The sequence below is a fragment of the Gryllotalpicola koreensis genome (assembly GCF_039538185.1).
In the GTDB taxonomy this organism is placed as follows: Bacteria; Actinomycetota; Actinomycetes; order Actinomycetales; family Microbacteriaceae; genus Gryllotalpicola; species Gryllotalpicola koreensis.
The window spans coordinates 437,219-459,200 of sequence record NZ_BAABBW010000003.1 but is presented as its reverse complement, the minus strand read 5'-3'; the positions used below and the strand labels follow the sequence as shown (position 1 = coordinate 459,200).

At 67.2% G+C, this 21,982-nt stretch carries 15 protein-coding genes; 3 read left to right on the top strand and 12 right to left on the bottom strand.

All coding sequences use genetic code 11. From position 1 onward, the window contains the following. Positions 1-47 precede the first annotated feature (47 nt). On the top strand, positions 48-1,046 hold the full coding sequence (locus ABD708_RS10670; protein ID WP_344754183.1) for a class I SAM-dependent methyltransferase: 999 nt from the start codon (positions 48-50) through the stop codon (positions 1,044-1,046). Between the two features lie 261 nt (positions 1,047-1,307). Here ABD708_RS10670 and ABD708_RS10665 read toward each other — a convergent pair whose 3' ends face one another. The 10 genes from ABD708_RS10665 to ABD708_RS10620 all read right to left on the bottom strand — a co-directional run bounded on the left by ABD708_RS10665 (position 1,308) and on the right by ABD708_RS10620 (position 15,295). Further along, on the bottom strand, positions 1,308-2,291 hold the full coding sequence (locus ABD708_RS10665) for a glycosyltransferase (RefSeq protein WP_344754181.1): 984 nt from the start codon (positions 2,289-2,291) through the stop codon (positions 1,308-1,310). Between the two features lie 4 nt (positions 2,292-2,295). Then, on the bottom strand, positions 2,296-3,243 hold the full coding sequence (locus ABD708_RS10660; RefSeq protein ID WP_344754179.1) for a glycosyltransferase: 948 nt from the start codon (positions 3,241-3,243) through the stop codon (positions 2,296-2,298). 73 nt (positions 3,244-3,316) lie between these two features. Next, positions 3,317-4,726 (bottom strand): DUF2142 domain-containing protein, encoded by a 1,410-nt coding sequence (locus tag ABD708_RS10655; protein WP_344754177.1) that lies wholly within the window; start codon positions 4,724-4,726, stop codon positions 3,317-3,319. An 8-nt stretch (positions 4,727-4,734) separates the two neighbouring features. Continuing rightward, on the bottom strand, positions 4,735-6,780 hold the full coding sequence (locus ABD708_RS10650) for a DUF7657 domain-containing protein (protein ID WP_344754175.1): 2,046 nt from the start codon (positions 6,778-6,780) through the stop codon (positions 4,735-4,737). Between the two features lie 141 nt (positions 6,781-6,921). Continuing rightward, on the bottom strand, positions 6,922-8,943 hold the full coding sequence (locus ABD708_RS10645; RefSeq protein WP_344754173.1) for a hypothetical protein: 2,022 nt from the start codon (positions 8,941-8,943) through the stop codon (positions 6,922-6,924). A gap of 147 nt (positions 8,944-9,090) precedes the next feature. Further along, on the bottom strand, positions 9,091-10,686 hold the full coding sequence (locus tag ABD708_RS10640; RefSeq protein WP_344754171.1) for a glycosyltransferase family 2 protein: 1,596 nt from the start codon (positions 10,684-10,686) through the stop codon (positions 9,091-9,093). Further along, complete coding sequence (locus ABD708_RS10635; protein WP_344754169.1) at positions 10,683-11,156, bottom strand: hypothetical protein; 474 nt, start codon at positions 11,154-11,156, stop codon at positions 10,683-10,685. The genes ABD708_RS10640 and ABD708_RS10635 overlap by 4 nt, the downstream gene beginning before the upstream one ends. 8 nt (positions 11,157-11,164) lie before the next feature. Then, the gene (locus ABD708_RS10630) at positions 11,165-13,669 is read right to left on the bottom strand and encodes a glycosyltransferase (protein ID WP_344754167.1); all 2,505 of its coding nucleotides are present in this window, start codon (positions 13,667-13,669) and stop codon (positions 11,165-11,167) included. Positions 13,670-13,715: 46 nt separating this feature from the next. Next, positions 13,716-14,459 carry an ABC transporter ATP-binding protein gene (locus ABD708_RS10625; RefSeq protein ID WP_344754165.1) on the bottom strand — a complete coding sequence of 248 codons (744 nt, stop codon included), beginning with the start codon at positions 14,457-14,459 and terminating at the stop codon, positions 13,716-13,718. After that, positions 14,456-15,295: an ABC transporter permease gene (locus ABD708_RS10620; RefSeq protein WP_344754163.1), complete on the bottom strand. Its 840-nt coding sequence runs from the start codon at positions 15,293-15,295 to the stop codon at positions 14,456-14,458. The genes ABD708_RS10625 and ABD708_RS10620 overlap by 4 nt, the downstream gene beginning before the upstream one ends. A gap of 128 nt (positions 15,296-15,423) precedes the next feature. Here ABD708_RS10620 and ABD708_RS10615 point away from each other — a divergent pair, with 128 nt between their 5' ends. Then, positions 15,424-16,938, top strand: coding sequence for a hypothetical protein (locus tag ABD708_RS10615; RefSeq protein WP_344754161.1), 1,515 nt, complete (start codon positions 15,424-15,426; stop codon positions 16,936-16,938). Here ABD708_RS10615 and ABD708_RS10610 read toward each other — a convergent pair. Next, on the bottom strand, positions 16,895-19,198 hold the full coding sequence (locus ABD708_RS10610; RefSeq protein WP_344754159.1) for a hypothetical protein: 2,304 nt from the start codon (positions 19,196-19,198) through the stop codon (positions 16,895-16,897). The two genes, ABD708_RS10615 and ABD708_RS10610, sit on opposite strands and share 44 nt — an antisense overlap. Before the next feature lie 199 nt (positions 19,199-19,397). Between ABD708_RS10610 and ABD708_RS10605 the strand changes: the two genes are divergently transcribed. Then, the gene (locus ABD708_RS10605) at positions 19,398-20,396 is read left to right on the top strand and encodes a glycosyltransferase family 2 protein (RefSeq protein ID WP_344754157.1); all 999 of its coding nucleotides are present in this window, start codon (positions 19,398-19,400) and stop codon (positions 20,394-20,396) included. 41 nt (positions 20,397-20,437) lie between these two features. Here ABD708_RS10605 and ABD708_RS10600 read toward each other — a convergent pair whose 3' ends face one another. Then, positions 20,438-21,874: a hypothetical protein gene (locus ABD708_RS10600; protein ID WP_344754155.1), complete on the bottom strand. Its 1,437-nt coding sequence runs from the start codon at positions 21,872-21,874 to the stop codon at positions 20,438-20,440. Positions 21,875-21,982: the final 108 nt, after the last annotated feature.

Genomic DNA, 21,982 nt, shown 5'->3' with positions numbered 1-21,982 from the left:
TCCGCCCCGCGGCGACGGTCTAAAGTGTGCGGATGGAGTCGCGAGCAATGCCCAGAGAAGACGACACCCGGATCCGCGCGGCGAGCGTCATCCCTGGCCACGAACAGTGGCTCTCGAGCGCGTCGTTCTGGCTGCCGACTCGGTTCGTGCCCGCCTCCGCATGGAATGAGCACGGGCCCTTCGCCATGTGGGCCGTGACGGCGTTCGGCCCGCGGACCCTGGTCGAGCTCGGCACGCACTACGGGTTCTCCTATTTCACGATGTGCGATGCGATTCGGCGAATGGGTCTGCCCACAAAAGCCTGGGCCATCGACTCATGGGAGGGCGACGAGCACGCCGGGTTCTATGACCACAGGGTGTACGACGCGGTCCGCGAGATCAACGCGGACTACGAGGACTTCTCGAACCTGCTGCGCGGGTACTTCGACAGTCAGGTCGACAATTTCGAGGACGGGTCGATCGACTTGCTGCACATCGACGGGCGGCATCGGTACGAAGATGTCAAGGAGGACTTCGAGACGTATCTGCCCAAGATGTCGTCTCATGGAGTGGTAATGTTCCATGACATCGCCGAACGGCACGATGACTTCGGAGTCTGGAAGTTCTGGGAAGAGCTCGCCGGAGAACACCCGTCGTTTGCCTTCCGGCACGGGCACGGGCTCGGCGTGCTCGGAGTGGGCTCGGAGCTCCCCGACGCTGCAGAGCGCTTCTTCGCCGCGGCAGAGAATCACGCCGACGAGATCCGAGCGACCTACGAGCACCTCGGCGGTCGGCTGAACCAACTCGCGGACCACGATCTGTCGTTCGACGGCCTCCACGCCGGGATCCACGAGAGGGAGGTCGCGCTCCAGGATCTGACCAGCCAGCGCGATCAGCTTGCGGCGCAGGTGGCCGCGCTCACGACGCGCTCCGACGAACTCGAAGAAGCACGTGCTGCGGCAGAGACGACCGTCAAGCAGCTGAGCGACGAGCTCCTCCGCACACGTGCCACTCTCAGCTGGCGGATCACGAGGCCTCTGCGCGCCATGCGTCGCCGTCGCCTTTGATCACTGTTCCGCGAGCATCGCTGAGCCCTCAACGCGCGCCCCTGCATCATTGCCCGCACGCCGCGCCTCGAACGTTGCCTGTCGAACAAGCGGTCTGTCATCCACACCTGGACGCCGCTGGCGCTGCTGGCGACCTCGGCCACGGAATCCGTCGCCCTCGTCGACTACGGGTGGGTGCTGCTCGTGATCTGCACCGTCAACGCGTCGCAAAACATGAGCTGGCGGAGTGCGGTGCCTCGTTGAGCGGCCCTCGCCTGACCGTCACGCCCGCTGCACGAGGTCGCGCACGACGTCGAGCCAGCCTTGGCTCGCGAAGCGCGGGTAGAGACGGCGAGTGGCCAGCGCGAGCACATGAGGCATGCGGGCAAGCCGGATGCTGGGAAACGCGGCCCTGGCCGCCTCGAACCGCGCCTTAGCACGCAACGTCGAAACGGTCGTCTCGTCGTAGCCGACGCCGTCGGCCCAGTCAGCGAGAACGCCGAACTTCGCCGCAAGCTCGGCGTTGCGGGTGCCCCGCGATTGCATCATCCGCCGTATCCGGTATGCAAGTGTCGGTTGCACCACCCCGATCTCGTTGCCGCCATGCTGCCGGTAATCGACGGTCTGCTCGCGCAGCACCCGCACCCCCCCGTGCAGCGCCGCCACGATAGCCAGCCACTCGTCGTGCACCCACTCGCTCGGGAACGGCAGCGCCTTCTCGAGCAGGTCGCGGCGGAACACTACGGTCGCTCCGGTAGCGACATTGCGCCGTAGCAGCGCGTCGAGTGCATGGCGCGACTCGAGTACGCCGAGCTCAGCCTCGGTGAGGCCGAGCGACTCGAACAGGCCGAAGCCCAGCGGCGCGCCCTCGGCGTCCACGAGCCGGGCGTCGGTGAACAGCAGCAGCGCCTCAGGGTCGCGGTCGAAGATGGCGACCGCCCGCTCGAGCTTGCCCGCATGCCAGATGTCGTCCTGATCGCTCAGGGCGATGAGTCCGCCCGTAGCGGCGCGCACCGCCCCCTCGAAGTTCTTGGTGACTCCGAGCGGCGGACGGTTCTCGATCCAGTGCACCTCGGGCCGGGCATTCGCCGCGCCGATCGCCTGCCGCGCGAGGGCGAGCGTGTCGTCGGAGGAGTCGTCGTCCGAGACGACGAGCTGGGCGGGCGCGGGCGACTGGGCCAGGATGCTATGCAGCTGGGCGCCGACGAAGCGGGCGCCGTTGCGCGTGCACAGCGCGACGGAGACGCCGGGATCGGTCGGCGCCACCACGTCAGTCCAGCCGGCCAGTCGGCCGGGACGGCGCCGGGTAGCGCAGGTAGCTCAGGCGCGCGTTCTCGCGACGCGAGCGCGTGATGCCGTCGAGGATGAAGCCGAGCAGCAGGGTCAGAGCGGCGATGATTGCGAGCGAGGAGGCGAGGATCGCGGACGGAAACCGCGCGACCTCCCCGGTCTGGAAAAACTCTACGATCACGGGGATGCCCACGATCAGCGCGATCAGGAAGACGACGCCGCCGAGGATGCTGTGGAACAGCACCGGCCGCTCGTGGCGCACCAACTGCACAATCAAGCTGAGGATCTTGATGCCGTCGCTATAGGTGTTCAGCTTGCTCTCGCTGCCGGCCGGCCGATCCTTGAAGCCAACCGTCACCTCGGTCTGTGGTACTCGCAGACTCGAGGAATGCACGGTCAGCTCGGTCTCGATCTCGAACTCGCGCGAGACAGCAGGAAACGACTTCACGAAGCGCCGCGAGAACACCCGGTAGCCGCTGAGCATGTCGTTGACCCGGGTGCCGAAGATAGCGCTGACCAGATTGTTGAACGCGCGGTTGCCTGCCTCGTGGCCAGGCCGATAAGCCGATTCAGTGACCTGCGCGCGCACCCCGAGCACGTGGTCGAGCGGTCCGGCGAGCAGTTCATCGATCATCTGCGGCAGGGCGGCCGCGTCGTAGGTGTCGTCGCCGTCGATGAGCACGTACACATCGGCCTCGATATCGGCGAACGCGCGGCGCACCACGTTGCCCTTGCCCTTTACCCACTCGTGGCGAACGATCGCGCCCGCCTCAAGGGCACGCTCGACCGTGGCATCCGTCGAATTGTTGTCGTAGACATAGATGTCCATCGATGGGACGGCCGCCCGCAGCTCGGCGACGACCGTTCCGACGGCGGCTTCCTCGTTATGACAAGGGACAATGGCGGCGATCTTCAGGTCGTCGTACATGTGCGTGTGGTGCTCCTCAACGGGCTGTGCGATTGTCATCTCAGGGCCGCGTCCATCCCGCCGTCAAGATTAGTCAGTACAGGGCGATGGCGTAGACCGCCACACTGCAGACCAGGACGAAGGCGGCCGGGACGGCAAAGACAAGCGGTTCCCACCGTCGGGGTACCGCCACGTACACGGGCAGCAGCGAGGAGAGCCCGAGGATCGCGACCGCGAGCATCGGCAGGAAGTACCGGCCCTGGACGCCCGAGGCGTAGATCGCGCCGACCGGCATGAACGTGAGATACAGCGCACCGATGACGGCGAGGAACACCCCGAGCGCCGCGACGAGCCAGAGCAGGGCGGTCCTCGGCCGGAGCTTGGCTGCGCGCAGACCCGAGATCAGGAGCAGCGCCATGGCGATGATCTTGAGTGGCTCAGGCACCTCGATGGTGTCGTAGCCGAACAGGCCCACGATGCCGACGCGCCACGAGTCGCCGAAGATCGTGATCGTGCGGATGATCACGCCGGCGAATCCGATGGGGTCGGTCAGCACGTGCCGCAGCTGCTCGGCCGGGACGATCTGCGCGGCCAGGTCGGCACGCTGGTAGACCAGGTCCGCCGACGGCCCGGCGGTGATGAGGTACACCCCAGCAGTTACCACGAGTGGGACGACGATGGCGGCCGCCTTCGTGATCCATCCGCTCAGAGTGCCGCCAAGGTTGCGCGCCGGGATCGCCAGGATGAGCAGCAGGAGCGGTGCGTAGGACGGTTTCATCACCGCGAGCGCGAGCGCCGCGAGGCCCAGCACCGCGGTGCTCGTGCGCAGGCCGCGAATCGGATGCGACATCAGCCTCAGCACGACCGCGGTGAAAAGCAGTCCGCCGGCGTCGCTGAACGTGTCGGCGGTGATGACGGAGGATTGAAAGACCACCTCGGGAAGCAACGCGATGACGAGGATCAGCCACCGACTCACGAGGTCACGAACGAGCAGGAGCGCGGCGAACACGATGACGAGGTATACGAGCGCGTTGAGCACTCGGGCGATCGTGAGCGCGCCGGCGACGTCGGCGTGCACGACCCGGGCGATCACGAAGCCGGCGGCGGCCGGGAGGTATGGCACGGGCGAGTACACCGCCGAGTTGACGAAGTCGGTCGTGACCCGCGCGCCGTCGACGTCGTACGGCCGGGCGCCGAAGTGCCGCCGCGCCGTGGCGTCGAACGCGTCGCTGCGCTCGTAGAACTCCTTGCTGCGGTCCACCGAGTTCGACTGCAGCCAGCCGGACTGCTCGTAGTCGTACAGGGTCTTGGGCACGTCGCCGCCCCAGCCCTCGGCGAGGTCGACCAGCTGCGCCCACCAGATGCCCTCCGAGATCTGCTCGGCGCGATAGACGTGCGACTGCTCGTCGAGCCCGTAGCCCGCGGGGGTGATGACGATGAACAGGGCGCAGCCGACGGCGGCGATGATCGCGAACATCCAGTGCGCCGTGAGCAGCCGGCCCAACGGCGACGTCAGCCTTCCCTGTAGATCCACAGCGTGGTCGCCCCCTGCGTGATCTTGGCCTCCTGAGTGAGGCAGCTCTGTTGGATTGCGCCGGTTGAGAGCACATAGTCGACGTTGCTCTTCGCGAAGCTGCTGCAGGAGTCGAAGGTCACCGCGATCTGATCCCGCACCGGGTTGCTCACGACCGGTTCACCGGTACCCGGCGTCCAGCTGATGTTCGCGAGCCGATTCCAGGCATCCTCGTAGCGCTTTGCCGGGTCGATCTCGGCCCACAGCGTACGCGGCGGGTAGGTCTGCACCCCGTTCATCGCCTTCACTCCGCTCTCCAGTAAGACGCTGGTCGTGACGTTGCCGCCGACACCGACCCAGACCGCGTCGGGGTCGGCCTTCCCGATCGCCTCAACCGCGTGTCCGGCCCGGGTGTCGTCAGCGACGTCGTACACGCCGCGGTAGACCGGGTTCACCATCCCGCCGACCGCGAGCGAGGCCATCAGGAACGCGGCCGTGGCCCAGCCGGACCGTCCGAGGCAGTAGAGGGCGACGGCGACACCCGTCAGCAGCACGACGGCCGCCCACAGATGCGTCACATGCACCACCGCCGACCCGGTGTGCCGCAGGTACAGCCAGACCACGCCGCTCGGGACCATGGCGACCACGCCGCAGGCGGCAGCGACCGCCCCGTGCAGGCGCAGGCGCAGGCGCCGCGACACGATGAGCCCATCGGATCCCTCGGTCATCCGCACCATGTCGGTGACCGCCATCACGGCGAGCACGGCGAACGCAAGCCGGATCCGGCCGTCGGTGGTGCGGTCGAGCAGCAGCAGGTACGCGAGCGCGTCCCAGTGCGGCACGAAGAGGAAGGCGAGCACGACGAGACCGCCGACGAGGGTGGCGGCCGCCGGCCAGTCGATGCGGTGCGCCCGCCGCCAGAGCAGCACGAGCAGCAGTACGAGGGGCAGCGTCAGCAGCAGGCTGAGCACGAGCGGGGCCGATGCCTCCGACGGGTTCGGGCCGATCCCGTCCCACGCGCCGAGGCCCAGCGCGCTCTGGAACGGGCCGCTGAACAGCGCGATCGCCGCCTGCAGGCCGCCGCCGCCGGTGGCCTCCAGCCGCTGCCCGGGATAGACGGTGCCCAGCACCGCGCGGATGGTCGGCAGGCGGGTGGCGACCCAGGCCCCCAGCACCGCGACCGCGCCGACGGCGGCCGAGGCCAGCGGCACCAGCCGGACCAGCACGTCGTGCCAGGCGAGGCCTCGCGTGAAGCGGGATTGCAGCACCGCCCCGATCGCGAACAGCCCGGCGGCGACCGCCGCCGGCACGATGAACGGCACATAGATGCTCATCGCCATCGTGACGGTCACGTAGCCGGCCAACGCCGCGACGACCGCACGGACCCACCAGTGACCGGCACGCAGGGCGAACACCACGGCCGTCATGACGAGGAACGCCCAGGCGACCGGCCATAGCGTGGTGGGCAGGAACCACCACTGCAGGATCGGGGAGAACAGCGTGGCGACCGCCAGCATGGCGGCGAGGATCGGCCGCCTGGGCAGGATCGACACCACGAACCAGTACACGCCGACCAGCACGCCGAACGCCGGAAGCCACCAGCGCAGCGCCATCCCCTGGTCCAGCGGCAGGAAGAGGAATCCGGCGACGTGCGGGCGGAAGATCGTCGACCAGTCCCACGAGGGCAGGTCGTTCTGGACCGTCGCATCCATGCCGCCGGGCAGGGTCTGGTTGAAGCTGGGGAAGCCCTCGCGGATCTGCGAGACGATCCAGCTCGACTGCACGAACCACTCGTCGCTGCGGATCGGCCGCGGCACACCGGCGAGGAGCGACGGGTCGGCGCCCGAGCCGAACTCCGCCCAGTGCGCGCCGGTTGACGAGCCCGAGATCCCGAGCGCGACGAGCACGCCGAGGATGACGAAGGCGAGTGCGGGGAAGGCCACCAGCACGAGCAGGTTCGGCAGCCCGGAGGCCTGCGGCGCGAGCCAGGCGCCCAACCGGGCACCCCACGGCGCGCGCGGCGCCGCGTCGGCAATCTTCAGCACGCGTACCCCTCGCACACGATCAATGAGGTTCGCATCTGCAGACAGCACCGCGACCGCCTATGAATTTAGCGGATTCCTAGCTTGAGCCCACGCCGGGAACCGAGGGTGTTTCCCGGTTTTCGGGGCCCAATTCGGGGCAGATCAGGGAACGGTGACGGCTTTGCAGCCGATCAGCGAGTTGCTGCCTGCACCCGTGTTGATGCCGTAGACGCACACGTTGTAACTGCCGGGCTTCGCCGGCACCACGCCATCGTAGCCGTGTTCCGAACCGTAGTCCGGGTACGCCTTGCCGATGTCAGAACGGGTGTTTCCCGCGGTGAGCGCACCGGCCAGCGTCGTCCCGACGTATACGTGCACCGGGATCGACGCCGACGTGTCGGGGTCGAGTGCCCAGCCCGCGACGCGGACTCCGCCCGAGACGCCGCCCGCCAGGTCGACGCTGCCGATGGGCGAGCCCGACTTCACGCTGAGGGTCTTGCAGCCGAGCAACGGGTTCGAGCCAGACGGCTGATTGATCAGGTACAGGCAGACGTTGTCGTTGCCCGCGGCCAGCTGCACGCTTCCGGAGAACCCGTGGGCCCCGCCATAGGCCGGGTAGAGGGCCGCGATGTCCGAGCGGCCGCCGTTGGCGGTCAGAACGGTTACCAGCTGGCCGTTGGAGTACACGTGCACTGCCACGGGGTTCGCCGTGTCGGGGTCCAGCGCCCAGCCCCGCACGGTCGCTCCGCCGGCGACGGCGTCCAGTGCGTCAAGGTGGCCGAAAGGCGCACCACCGGGAAGCACGCTCACACTGCGGCAGCCGATCAGGCTGTTCGATCCGGTGCCGACGTTGATGCCGTAGACACACACGTTGTGCGTTCCGCCGGTGGCCGCGAACGAGACCGAGTAGCCGTGGTTCGTGCCCGAGTTCGGGTACGGTCCGGCGAGATCGGGTCGGCTGCCGTTCGCGAGGAAGTTCGTCGGCACGATCTTGCCGTCGACGTAGATGTTCACGTGGATCGGGTCGGTGGTCTGCTGGTCGAGCGCCCATCCGCTCACCGCGATGCCGTCGGGCAGGGCGGACGCCGAGTCGACGTGGCCGACCGGCGAGGCGGAGATCACGTTGACGGTGCGGCATCCGAGCGAGGTGCCGTGCGAACCGATGCCGACGTTCACGGCCGTGATGCAGACCGATCTCGCGCCTGCGGCGGCACTCACTGTGACCGAGAAACCGTGCTGGTTGCCCGTGTTCGGGTAGGCGGCCGCCACGTCGTTGCGCGTCAGGGAGGCGGCCTTCGTCGCGACGACCTTGCCGTCGACGATCACCTGAACGTTGATCGGACTGGTCGTGTTCGGGTCGATCGCCCAGCCGGTGACGGTGAGCTGGTCGTAGCCGGCGGTCGCCGTGTCGTAGTGACCGTAGGGCACGTTGCCCGCGTCGGTCGGCGAGCCGAACCAGTTGTTGAAGAACACCCAGAAGTTGCGGTTGCCGTAGGAGGAGCAGCTGTCGCCGACACCGTTCAGGTTGTTCAGCGCGGCCGCATTGGGCGTGTACGGCGTATAGATGTACAGCCCGACGGTCGCCTGATTGAGGATGTTGACCGTCGTGCTGCCGCAGGACGCGGTCGGGCTGTAGCGAACCGCCGAATTGCCGATGTGCTTACCGGTGACCGAGTACCAGTACGACGGCTCGTACGCGTACTCTTTGAACTGCCAGGCCGCGTGGTACACCTGGTTGAAGAATCCGTAGTACTTCGTGTCGCACGCGGAGGTGTCGGGGCACGCATAGCCCATCGCGATCGAGTACCGCGCGCTCGTCGGGGCCTTCGAGCTGACGAGCGCCTCCTCCTTCTCGAGCGTGACGAGGATGACCTGCGGGTTGATCCCGCACGCCTGCGCGACCTTGTAGATGATCTGCGCGGCGCTCTCGTTGTTGGCGCCCGCGTAGGCGTTGCAGCGGCCGGCGCTGGCGGCCTGGCTGGTGGTGTTCTGGTGGAAGTTCATCAGGCACGGCTGGCCGTTGGCCGCCGTGCAGCCGGATTCCTGCGACTGCAGGAACGACTGGATCTGCGCAACCGACATCGCGTTCGAGTTGAAGAACACGTCGTCGGAGATGATCTCGCCCGCGTTGAAGTCCGACCCACTGAGCGCCTCGGCGCGCTGACCGGGTAGAGCGATGAGCAACGCCGCTACGAGGCACGCCGACAGTACGGCCGCGCACAGCGTCCAGCCCCTACGAAACACGAACTAACCCCTCACACCCACGGCAATCGAATCTGAGGCTAACCCATGGTCAGCGGTTCGCAAGGGAGGCGGCATGACCGCGGCGAGTCAGAGCCCCGCCCGCTCGCGTCGCATCATTGTGCGCGTGCGCAGGTGGACGAACGGGTCGTTGCCCGGCACCCCCCACCGGGCGCGGATGCGGTCGACCTCGAACTGCTCGACCCGCGCCTCGCGGGTGCGGGACTCGAAGTGGTACAGCCGGGCGCGGCTGATCCAGAGGATCCGGTATCCGGCCTGCCGCACCTTGAGGCTGAAGTCGACGTCGTTGAAGTTGATCGGCAACTCCTCGCTGAAGCCGCCGATCTCGAAGAACACCGTGCGGCGCAGCGCGGCGCACGCGGCGGTCACGCCGGAGACCTCGCGATCCACGTCGAGCGCGCAGAACGGGCCCGGGTCGTCGAGCGAGTAATCCTGATACGGATGCCCGTAGCCGCGGTGCGCGTACTGGTGCCCGGCGTGCTGGATGTGCCCGTCTTCGAAGACGAGATAGCCGCCGGTCAGTCCGACGTCCTGCTGCTCGAGCGGCGCGCAGAGATCCTCGAGAGCAGAGCGCGATATCGGCTCGACGTCGTCGTTCAGCATCACGAGGATGTCGCCGGTGCTGTGCACCGCGCCGAGGTTGCACTTGGCGGAGAAGTTGAACTCGTCCGCGAACTCCACTAGCACGAGGGAATCCCCGCCGATGCGGCGCAGCTCCGCCAGCACGCCTTCCGGCGTCGCCGTGTCGTAGACGATGACGATCTCGAGCCGGCCGGCGACCGTCTGCTCCAGCAGCCCGCGCACGGCATCCACCACGAAGCAGCGCTCGACGCCGTTGACCGTGCCGGTGCCCCCGCGCGTCGGGATGACGACGCTGATGCGGTGCCCCTTCCCCAGCGTGCGCGTCACCTCGACCGTGCCCTGCCAGGGGCCACGCACGGCCCCGTCCCCGGTACCGGTGCGCTTGACGTGCTCGTCGACCGCGCGCACGCCGGCGTCCCACGCATACGGCTTCGCGTCGCCGCTCGAGGCGGTCGATTCGGGCAGGATGCGCCAGTGGTAGAGCACCTCCGGCACGTGGTGGACGTGCCGCGCCAGCTCGGTCACCCGCAGGGCGAGGTCGTGGTCCTGGGAGCCGTCGAACTCCGAACGGAACCCGCCGACCTGCTCGACCAGCGCGCGCCGGTACACCGAGAAGTGGCTCGTGTACATCTGGTTGCGCAGCCGCTCGGGCGACCAGTCGGGCTTGAAGAACGCCTCGGAGAACTCGCCGAGCTCGTCCACCTTGTCCTCGTCGGTGTACAGGTAGTCGATCTGCGGGTCGGCGGTGAGCGCCTCTGCCGCGGTGCGCAGCGCCCCCGCACCAAGGAGGTCGTCGTGGTCCAGCAGGCCGATGAACTCGCCGCGCGCGACCGCGAGACCCGCGTTGGAAGCCACGGAGATGCCGCCGTTCTCCGCCTGCTCCACGACGACGATGCGCTCGTCGAGCTCCGCCTGGGTGCGCAGGAACGGGACGATTTCGCTGTTCGGTGATTTGTCGTCGATCAGGATCAGCTCCCAGTACCGGAACGACTGCATCCGGACGGAGTCGATCGCCTCCTGCAGGAACCTCAGATCGCTGTTGTAGACGGGGACTATCAGTGAGAAGAACGGGGCGTCGGTCATTGCCTGGCCCCGCGGCGCAGCACGCGCATCGGCTTCAGGGCGAGCGTCCCGACCCGCCACGTCCGCGAGCCGCGCAGCGCGTCGAGCTGCGCCGTGTAGTGCTGGTTGAGGTCGTCGATGATCTGCTTGGTGATCTTCTCGTGCATGTACGCGGCCGAGAGGATCTCGTGGCGCAGGGCCTCCTTCTGATCCTCGAGCTGGTCGATTCGCAGCAGGGCCTGCGCCAGGTCGCCGTCGGCGACCTCCTCCCAGCGCTGCCGCAGCACCGCCAACTCGGCACGCGTGCCGAGCGCGTCGTCGCGGGTGAGGAGGAGCTCGCGCTGCAGTGTGCGAATCAACTCGAGCAGGTCCTCGCTCGACTCCTCGCCCCGCGGCACCCACGTGGCCAGCGACTCGGGTTCAGCCGGCTGAGGAGCCGAGGTGGGGATGTCCGGCTGTGCGCCCTCGCCGAAAAGATCTTCTGTCGTCATGTTCTCGCTCACTGCCCTGCGTTGCGACGCGTGATCCGCGCCCTGACCTTGCCCACGACTACTCTTGCACCGCCGTTGCGCAGGTAGTAGACCGCGCGGCCCAGGTCGCGCCGTAATCCGGAGTACTGCGGCACGCGGGCGCGCACGGCAACCGTCTTGCCCGCCTTGACCGCCTCCACCGGCTCCGGCTTCTTGTCGGGTGCGCGGTGCGGCTTCACACAGAACTCGACGACGGGGGCGAGCACACGCTCCCACTCGAAGGCACGCCGCGCTTCGGCGACGTTCGCCCGCGCGGTCGCGACCGCCTCCGGCTCGTAGAGGTAGGTCTCGAGCGCCGTCTCGAGCGCCGCAATATCGCGCTCGGCGACGGATGCCCCGAGCTCGCGCGCCTCCACGAGATCGCCGAAGCTGTCGCCGCCGGTCGTCACGATCGGCAGTCCGGCCCAGAGGTAGTCGAGGATCCGGGTACGGAAGGAGTACGTCGTCTCGATGTGCTGGAAGTGGGTCGACACGCCCAGGTCCGCCTCGAGCAGGTAGTTCTGCCGTTCCTCGTAGGCCACCCAGGTGTCGTTGAAGAACACGTGGGTGCCCGTGAGGCCGAGCTCCTCGGCGAGCTCACGCGCGGCGATCGCGGCCCGCATCTCGGGCACGTGCGGATTCGGGTGCTGCGTGCCGAGGAAGAACAGGCGCACGTCGGAGTGCCGTTCGGCCAGCCGGGCGACGGCGTGGATCAGCGTCTCGGGGTCGAACCAGTTGTAGATGCCGCCGCCCCAGATGATGACCTTGTCGTCGGCGCCGATTCCGGGCACGACGTCGCGCAGCACAGCGCGGGTGTGCGTCGGCTCGTCGCTGGGAATCCCGAACGGTACGACGCTGAGCAGACCCTCGAGATCATTGTCCTGGCCGTAGGTGAACGGGTTGACGCGCCCGAGGGAGGCGAGCTGGCCGAGCCAGAAGCTGCGCTGGCGCTCGCTTGCGCAGAGAAAGAAGTCGCCGACCTCGAGCTGGTGATTGAGGGACTCGTTCGCCTCCTCGACCTGCTTGGTCCACTGCGACAGCGGCTTCTCGCGCCCCTGCTCGAGCTGTTCGAGATGCATCGGGTCGTAGATGTCGACGATGAGGTACTTACCCGACTTCTCGAGGGCCGGGAACAGCGAGAGGGCGTGGCCCTGCGTGATGATCACGTCGGCCCAGCCGACGTGCGGGTTCATGCTGCTGGGGCGGTGGTAAGACACCTCCGCGATCTCGAACGGCTCGCCGCGGTGCACGGCGGAGTTCATGCTGACCAGGCGCACGTCGTTGTCCTTGGACAGGATGCGGGCCATGTTCCAGGCGCGGATGGCGGGGCCGGCCATGCGCGCTCCCACCGGGTCTCCGGTGATGATCAGGATGCGCCGGCGCACGTGCTGGTCGAGCACGCCCAGCGACGAGACGATGCTGCGGTAGCCCTCGAGGTAGCTGTCGATGGGGTACGCCGGCTCGTCGATGTTGCCGAACAGGCCGAGCAGCTGGCGGTCGCTGCGCTGTCGGCTCGTCTGGATCTCGGCCCTGGCGCCGTCGAGGCCGGGCAGCTCCTCGACCAGGCGGTCGATGGCGTAGAAGCCGGCCAGCATCCGGCGCGACACGGTCTCCTCCGGCGCCTTATCGGCACCGGATTTGCGCAGATCGAACTTGTCGGTGTCCTCGACATTGCCGCGACCGGTGGCGCGGCGCACCACGAGCATCAGGGCGGCGGCGAGCCAGTGCTTGAGCTGCTCGTCCTCGAGGTTCTTGTACAGCGTGAACAGGGCGTTGCGCTCGAGCAGGTACAGCTCGTGGAAGTCGCCGAACTTCTCCATCGAGGCGTGGTGCTTATGGAACGCCAGCGACGTCGGAGCGTAGGCGAAGCGGTAGCCCAGCAGGTTCAGCCGCCAGCCGAGGTCGACGTCCTCGTAGAACATGAAGTAGCGCTCGTCGAAGCCCTTCAGCGCCTCGAACACCTCGGCGCGCACGAACATGGCGGCGCCGGTGCCGAACAGCACGTCGCGCGGGTCGTCCCACCTGCCGCCGTCCCGCTCGCCGGCGTGCGGCTTGTAGCCCATGCCGAACCAGGTGATGGCGGAACCCACGTAGTCGACCTCCTCGCCCTCCCAGTCGAGCACCTTGCTCGCCACCGCGCCGACGTCGGCGCCCGACTGGAACACCTTGACGGCCTCCGCGATCCAGCGCGAGTCGGGGCGGGCGTCGTTGTTCAGGAAGGCGACGTATTCGCCGCTCGACTTCGCGACGCCGAGGTTGCTGCCGCCGGCGAAGCCCAGGTTCTTCTTGGATTCCACGAGCACGACAGAGCCGCCGAAGGCAGCCTTCAGCCGCGCCATGCTGTCGTCGCCCGAGCCGTTCTCGACCACGACGATCTCGAGGCGATCCTGCGGCCAGTCCAGCTCGGTCAGGCCCCGCACGGCGGAGATGGTGTCGTCGGTGCCGCGGAAGTTCACCAGGACGACGGAGACGACTCCGGGCTTGCGCTTCGACATCTGCTTGGGGCCTTTCATCGAGGAGGAGCGAGCGGACCAGCGAGGATCAACCCTGCGGGCCGTTGACGTAGTCCAGATAGGCGGCGATCGTGGGGTCGGCCGGGCCGACCTGCTTGAGGTCGCCCTTCTGCAGCCAGGCGGCCTCGTCGCACATCTGCTCGACGAGGTCCATCGAGTGGGACACGAGGATGACCGTCTTGCCGTCCCGCTTCATTTCGGCGAATTTCTGCCGGCACTTGTCCTGGAACTGCTGGTCGCCCACGGCGAGCACCTCGTCGACAACGAGGATGTCGGGGTCGACGTTGATCGCGATCGCGAAGCCGAGCCGGACGTACATGCCGGACGAGTAGTTCTTCACCGGCTGGTCGATGTAGTCGCCGACGTCCGCGAAGTCGATGATCGCGTCGCGCTTGCGCTCGATCTCCTTGCGGCTCATGCCGAGGATCGAGCCGTTCAGGAAGATGTTCTCCACGCCGGAGAGCTCCGGGTGGAATCCACTGCCGACCTCGAGCAGGCCGGCGAGCTTGCCGTACGCGGCGATCTCGCCCTTCTCGGGGAAGTAGATCTTGGTCAGGCACTTGAGCAGCGTCGACTTGCCCGAGCCGTTCGACCCGATCAGGCCGAAGGTGGAGCCGCGCGGCACCTCGAAGCTGACGTCGTTGAGCGCCCAGAACTCCTCATACACGGACTTGCGCCCACGCATGATGGCGCTCTTCAGCGACTGGTTCCGCTCGTGGTAGAGCCGGAATCGCTTGCTGACGTGATCGACACTGACGGCGATATCGCTCATAGTGCTTCGGCCAGCCCCTTCTCGTTCTTGCGGAAGACCGCGAGCCCGATCGCGAACGCCGCGACCGCCCACAGGATGCACGCGACGATGTCCTGCCAGTCGGGGATTCGCTGGTCGTACATCAGGGCGCGGAACGCCGAGACGTACTGGAACATCGGATTCGTCTCGAAGATCTGCATGAGCGTGATGTGGGTGCCGAGGATGCCGCCGTGGCGGTCAGACAGCGACTGCACGATCGAGATCGGGTACACGATCGGGGTCAGGTACATCCAGATCTGGAACAGGATGCCGAGGAAGTACTGCGTGTCACGGAAGTGCACGTTGGCGATCGAGAGCATCATCGCGAGCCCCGCCGCGAACATCGCCAGGAAGAACATCAGCACGACGACCGCGGGCAGAAAGAACACCACGTGCCAGCCGCCGACGAGCAGCAGCACGACGACGAGCACCGCCATCTCGAACAGCCAGTTGAAGGCGACGGCGCCGATGGTCGAGACCGGCAGCACGATGCGGTTGAAGTACACCTTCTGCACCAGGCCGGCGTTGCCGACGATGGAGCCCATGCCGCCCATCACCGCGGACGAGAAGAACGACCATGGCAGCAGTCCGCACAGCAGCCAGACCGGGAAGATGTCCAGGCCCGACGGGTCTCCGGGGGGCGGCGCCGCCCGGAGCAGGAACCGGAAGACGATCGTGTACACGAGCATCGCTGCGAGCGGGTTCACCAGCGACCAGAGCTGGCCGAGGATCGTCCGCTTGTACTGGCCCCGGATGTCACGAAGTGTGAGGTTGGCGAGGAGCTCGCGCGAGGCGAAGACTTCTCGGAGATAGTTCATGCTTCCTCAGTGGTCGGGTTCGGACGGGCTGGCGGGCGCACGCTAACTTATCTCAGAAAGCTTGAGGCCCTCTGTCGCGCTCTCCCCGAGACCCGACAGAGCCTCGCCGCGGCATGAACAGGATGCGAATGACGTCACAACAGGAGACCGGCCCCAATACCTTCCTTCGCGGCACCGCCGCCGTGAGCCGCGCGCTGGGGAGCACATGGCTCTTCTGGGTTATCGTGGCGGCATTCATCGCCAGCGCGCTGGCGATCGCCCTCACCGCGAAGCCGCAGCTGCTGTACGACGAGTACTACCACTTCGGCATCATCGGCGTGTACTCGAAACAGCTCAGCCCGTTCATCACGCATCAGACGGCCGCGACGGCGCCGCTCGGCGACCTCACGCGGATGGGCTCGTTCCTGTACCACTACCTGCTCAGCTTCCCCGAGCGCTTGGCGGTGCACGCCGGCGCCTCCCTCGAGACGCAGTTCCGGCTGCTGCGCACGATCACCGTCCTGATGGCCGGCGCATCGCTGTACTGGTTCCGCCGCTGCCTGACCGACACGGGCGTCCCCAGCGCGGTGGCCAACACCGCCATCGCGGTGTACGTAGCCCTACCGATCACATCGTTCCTCGGCGCGACGATCAACTACGACAACCTGCTGCTGCTCCTTGCGGCGATGCACCTGTCGCTCGGTGTGCGGATCTACACGGACCGCCGCCGCAGTATGACCTTCTACGTGATGTTCCTCGCAACCGGGGTGCTGGCCTCCCTCACGAAGTTCGAATTCATCCCGGCCTTCATCGCCACGTTCGTGATCCTCGCAGTGCGCTTCGTCCTGGTACGGCGCAGCCAGCCACTGGAGCGCGGGCTGCCGCTGCTGCCGGCCCGCCGGCCTGCGCCGATCGCCGCGCTCGTCGGCGCCGCCGCACTGCTGGTCGCGGGTATCTACGCGGTTGCCGCCCGCTATGTCCTGAACGCCTTGACGTACGGCACACCGCAACCGGACTGCGGCGACCTGCACGCCGTCGCGTTCTGCTTGAAGTACGGACCGTGGGAGCGCAATTACGAGCTCGGGCTCTCCCATCCAGTCGCCACGCCCCTAAACCCCAAAGTCATCGGGCAGTATCTGCCGCAGTGGATCACGAACATGCTGAGCACGATCCACACGGACGGAGTGCAGACGCACGTCTACGGCGGGCCGGCCGCCTTCTCCTCGATGCTGTCCTACGCCGTGCCGGTGGCGATTGTGATCCTCGCGATCGGCCTGGGTTTCGTGCTGCGCCGGCCGGGCTTCCAGTTCCTGACGATCGCCGCCGCGTTCTACCTCGCTGTTCTGTTCCATGCCGAGCTGAGCTACTACCTGCGCTACGGGCAGGCGAACATCATCTCCGCCCGCTACGTGATGTTCTTCGTGCCGATCTTCCTCGGGGCGGTCGGGCTCGCCCTCTCCGTGATCGTGCGACGGCTCTACCCCGTGGCCGGCTCCGCCGTGAACGTGGGGATCTTCCTTCTGCTCGCGGTGCTGTCGCTCGACGGCGGCTGGTTCACGACGTTCATGGTCGGTGCGAACCCCGACTGGTTCGACCCGACGAGCCCCTTCGCGCCGTTGCTCACGCCGCTGCGGTTCTTCTCGTCCCACGTGATCGTGCAGTGACACCCGCGCGGCGACGCGCGAAGAGCGGGCTGCCGACACCGAGGACGATCATCAGCACGGTGGCGACTCCCGCGGCAACGAACGCCGCCGTGAGGTAGGCCGGCCAGAAGCGGTAGGCGACGTCGTGCCGTCCGGCCGAGACGACGATGCGCTGGAACAGCCCGTCTGCGGCGACGTGCACCGGCCGCCCGTCGACCGTGACGTGCCAGCCGGGAAGGTACTGCTCGAGCCGTAGCAGCGACCCCGCGCTTGCGCAGTCGACCGTCGCCGCGTCCTTGCCGTGCGCGCTCACCCGGCAGCCGGGTGAAGCGACGAAGTACGACTGTGGCGCAGGCATCCGAAGCACCTGCGTGCTCGCGTCCTCGTAGGCGAGGGTGAGGCCGTGCTTCGCCCGTTCGGCGTCCGTGATCAGCCCGCGCGGCTCGACGACGTAGCTCACGCCGATCGACTCGAAGTTCGCGAGGTTGTCCAGGAATTGCTGCTTGGGCGTCACGGAGGCGCCGCTCGGCGAGACGCCGTTGAAGGTCACGGGCGACTCGGTCGGGATCAGCTTGGCCTGCAGATACGCCTGCCAGGTCTTCGGCACGGGCAGGTTGTTGTCGTTGACGGAGGCGATTCCGAAGTACGAGCCGTAGTTCGGCTGGATCGGCCCCAGCGAGAAGAAGCGCCCCAGGCCGAGGTTCTGCTTCAGGAACGTCACGGAGCCCGTGTCGATCGTGACCGGCCGGGCCGGCGCGTGCGTCTGCGGGGCGAGGAAGAGCGCAACGGATTCCACGACCACCAGCACCGCCGCGCCCAGCCAAGCGCCGGGGACGCGGGCGAACACGGCCGTGACGGCGACGCCGACCCCGACGAGCACGGCCAGGCCGCCCCAGCCGAGGACCTGCAGGCGCAACCCGGGTGCGCCGGGGGCCAAATGGCGCGCGACTAGCGCACCCGCGCTGACGAAGGCGACGGTGCCGACGGCGAGCACCGCCGCGAACCAGAGCCGCAGGCCGCGCCGCAGCACCGCCCCGCGCAGCCCCTCCAGGCCGAGCGCGGCCAGGACGACGGCCGCCGCCGACAGCGCCGCGGGGATGTAGCGGTAGGCCGCGGTCGCGGCGACGCCGGGGATCAGGTCGATCAGCCGGCCGATCACCGGGACGCCGTAGATGCGGCAGATGGCGACGACGACCCACGCGGTAAGGAAGAGCTGCAGTGCCCGGTGCCCGCGCCGCACCATCACCCCGAACAGCGCCAAGGCGACGGTCCCCAGCGACAGATAGCCGCCCACGTTCGACCAGATGTGCGCGATGGTGCCGCTCGCGTCCACGCCGCTCCAGCCATGAATCGGGCCAAAAAGGTAGGGGGCTAGCAACGCAAACATGCCTACCCTAGGCAATGCGACGGCGCTATAGCTACCTGAGTGGCCGGCGAGGAAGGCGTCCGGCAGATAGTCTACGAACGCGACCAGCGCCGGCGCGGCGAGGATCGCGCCGAGCACGACCCCGGCCAGCGTGGCCACGAGGTACGGCCAAGGGCGCGGTGTGCCCGGGATGCGCACGAGCGTCCAGCCGGCGGCGAGCAGCAGGTAGAGGTACGCCGTCTCGGGGAATCCGGCGTACAGCCCGAGCGCGACGGCGATCGCGATCAGCCACCAGCCGCGGAGTCGCGCCCACCGCGTCGTCCCCCGAGCGAGCTCGACGCCGAGCAGCACCCACGGCAGGAACGCTATCGGGTTGACCACCGCGTTGGCCAGCAGCGCGAAGGCGCCGTTGAGGGCGAACAGCACGCCGCCGACCAGCGCCGGCACGAGCGAGAGCTTGAGGCGCCGCAGGAGCAGGTACATGCCGATGCCGGCGAGGCACTCCAGGACGATGTGGAAGATCGCTACACCACCGGGCAGCACCATCAGCAGCGTGAACGGGAACAGCGCGGCCGACTGAAGCCCGCCGGCGAGCGGCTGGCCGACGCCCTCGTCGTGGTTCCACAGCGGTAGTTCGCCCGAGAGCAGCTGATGCACCGCGGCGACCCCGAGGGCCTGGGTGGTAAAGCCGTCGTTCGGGTCGATGGAGTTCATCCCCACGCTGGCCGTGTGCGGCGCCTGCGTGGTTGGCAGGCCGGAGCGTTGCAGCAGCGGATTCGGGTTCGTCACCAGCAGGCTCACGCCATTGGCGAGCAGCACGAACAGGACGATCACCACGAGCGGCCCGATCGTGCGCAGGGCCGCGCGGAGGCGCGCCTCGCGGTCCGTCGCGGGCTGCGAGCGGGCTGACGTCATCGGGTACGACCTCCATCCCTGTGGGAGGAAGCCGGACCTCCCCATCAAAGGGTAGCGTGGCTGCCCGCTGTCAACCGATGCGCACGGCCAACGTGCGATGCGGCCCGCAGCGGGCCAGCCGGCGGTCGGCGTCGCACCCGAAACACAGCGAGCGCCCGCGCTTCCGGGCTCGGCCAGGCGGGCCTTGCATAATGGACGCGTGAAGCTGTTCGTCCAGATCCCCTGTCTCAACGAGGAGGAGACGCTTCCGCTCGTGCTGGAGTCGATCCCGAAGAGGATCGACGGCGTCGACGAGATCGAGATCCTCATCATCGACGACGGCTCCAGCGACCGCACGATCGAGGTTGCCAAGAGCCACGGCATCCGCCACTTCGTGCACCACACCCGCAACATGGGTCTCGCCCGCTCGTTCCACGACGGCATCGACTATGCGCTGCGGCACGGCGCCGACATCGTGGTGAACACGGACGGCGACAACCAGTACCCGCAAGGCCGCATCGCCGACCTCGTGCAGCCGATCCTGCGTGGCGAGGCCGAGATCGTCGTCGCCGACCGGCAGACCGCGAAGATCGCGCATTTCTCTCCGTTCAAGAAGCTGATGCAGCGCTTCGGCAGCTGGGTGGTCAACAAGGCTGCGGGCACGAACGTGCCGGACGCCCCGAGCGGGTTCCGCGCCTACAGCAAGTACTCGCTGCTGCGGATCAACATCGTCACCCAGTTCAGCTACACGATGGAGACGATCATCCAGGCGGGCAACAAACGCCTGGCGATCACCAGCATCCCCGTCGAGACGAACGCCAAGACCCGCGAGTCGCGGCTGTTCCGCAACATCTGGCAACACATGTTCCAGTCTGGCCTCGCGATCCTACGGGCCTATCTGATGTTCAAGCCGTACACGGTCTTCGGCACCATCGGCCTGCTGCTGCTGATCGGCGGAATCATCCCGTTCGCGCGCTACCTAGTGGTGCTCGCCGATAGGGCACCCGGCGGCCACCTGCAGTCCCTGCTGCTGGGCGTGACACTGCTGCTCGGCTCGTTGCTGTCGTTCGTGATCGGCATCGTCGCCGATCTCACTCGCATCAACCGGATCCTGCAGGAAGACCAGCTCGAGCTGCAGAAGCGGCAGGCGTACGACATCGCGGTTCGGACGTTCGGGCAGACGCTGCCTTCGGATGGCCCGGGTCAAGCAGCCGCGTAACCCCGGCATATGAAACGCGGCTGCGCTTGAGCCGACCGCCTTCAGTATTCGGGCTGTAGATTCCGGCGGAGAATGTGCCGAGCGGCGACGCGTTTTGACGATCGATATCGAACGACCCACATGAGAGCAAGCGCCGCGATCAGTGCTACCGCGGCTAGCACGATTGCCATCCGCGCGAGGACCAGTGCCCAGACGTGGGTGATCGGTTCCTCGAGGTTCACCATGCCGACATCGATCGCAAACTCACAACACGACCAAGCCGTTGCTGCAGCCGCTCCAACCACTCGGCCAGTGGAGAAGACGTAGCCGAACATTGCGGCCAGGATAGGAAGGAGCGGCAGCGCGTAGCGGTTGTTGGCTCCGCCCCCGCCGGTTTCCGCCCATATTAGGAACAGGCAGGTGAGAACGACTTCCAACAGGCTTAGCCCGACAATCTTCAACGTGCCGCGAGACGGCGCGTTCCTGCGGGCGCTCGCGCTGATGCTCCACGCGAGTGCTGCCGCCATGAGCGGAACGAGCAAGAGGAGCCACGGCCCAAAGTCTGTACGGGAGAGGTGGCCGTTGAAGATCGCAAACACGCCAATCCAGAACTTTGAGCCGAAAATCACCTCGATCCACGTCGCGGAAGTACGGCCGAGATGCTCGCTCGACCAGTCTGAATGTCCCCCCGTGATGCTCCCCGCAACCAGTAAGTTCCGCACATAGAACCACCCAGCGAAGGCCAGGGCGGATCCCCCCACTATCAGGGCGTCACCCGTCGCCATAAGCAGCCGTCGAAAGCCGGTTCGCCGGTTCTCAGCTAACAGCACCGCGACCAGCAGGACGATCAGCCACACCGCGAAGGAGAGGCGGCTCAACATGCCAAGCGCTGAGACGCCGGCGGCGCCGAAGATCAAGCCCCACGACCGACCCTCACGCGCGAGCGCACCACACAGCCCGAAGGCAAACGCTCCACAGACGAGGCAGGCCAAATCGCTATATACCGTCCCTCCGATAAGTATCACCAGGGACGTAAGAGATGCGACGACCGCGGCCATGTCGGCGGCGAAACTCCTACGGGGTAAGACGCGCCGGACCGACCACCAGACGGCGAACACCGCGAGCCCGGCTAAAAGCGAGTTCATCGCCCGCCCTGCAATCACGGCAAGGTACGCATGTCCATCGTCTGCAAGTGGGCCGATCACCGGGGCGAGCAGCACATAGAACAGGGGCGGATGCTGCGACTCCCACTGAACAGGCGGTACGACTGCCCAGCTCGGCCGAATCAAGACGCCCGAGTAAAAGTCCGGAAGCCGAAGATGCCAGACCTCGTACGCATAGTCGAAGTGTCCCGTTTCGTCTGCTGTGTGGAGCGGGGCAGATCCCAGCGAGAGGGAGACGCTCGCAGAAACCGCAAGGATGATGGCACTCAATAGGATCGACACCGAGAGCCGCGTCGGCCGAACGGAAGTCAATCTCGGTCTAGCGGGAAGCTGCACGTTCGAAAGGCTACCGTCAGCCATAGCAATGCAAGGCATTCACTTGTGGTTGTCACGCTCGGCACGACTTCGAGGACGGCAGATGCGCCGTTCCGCACGCACGTCGGG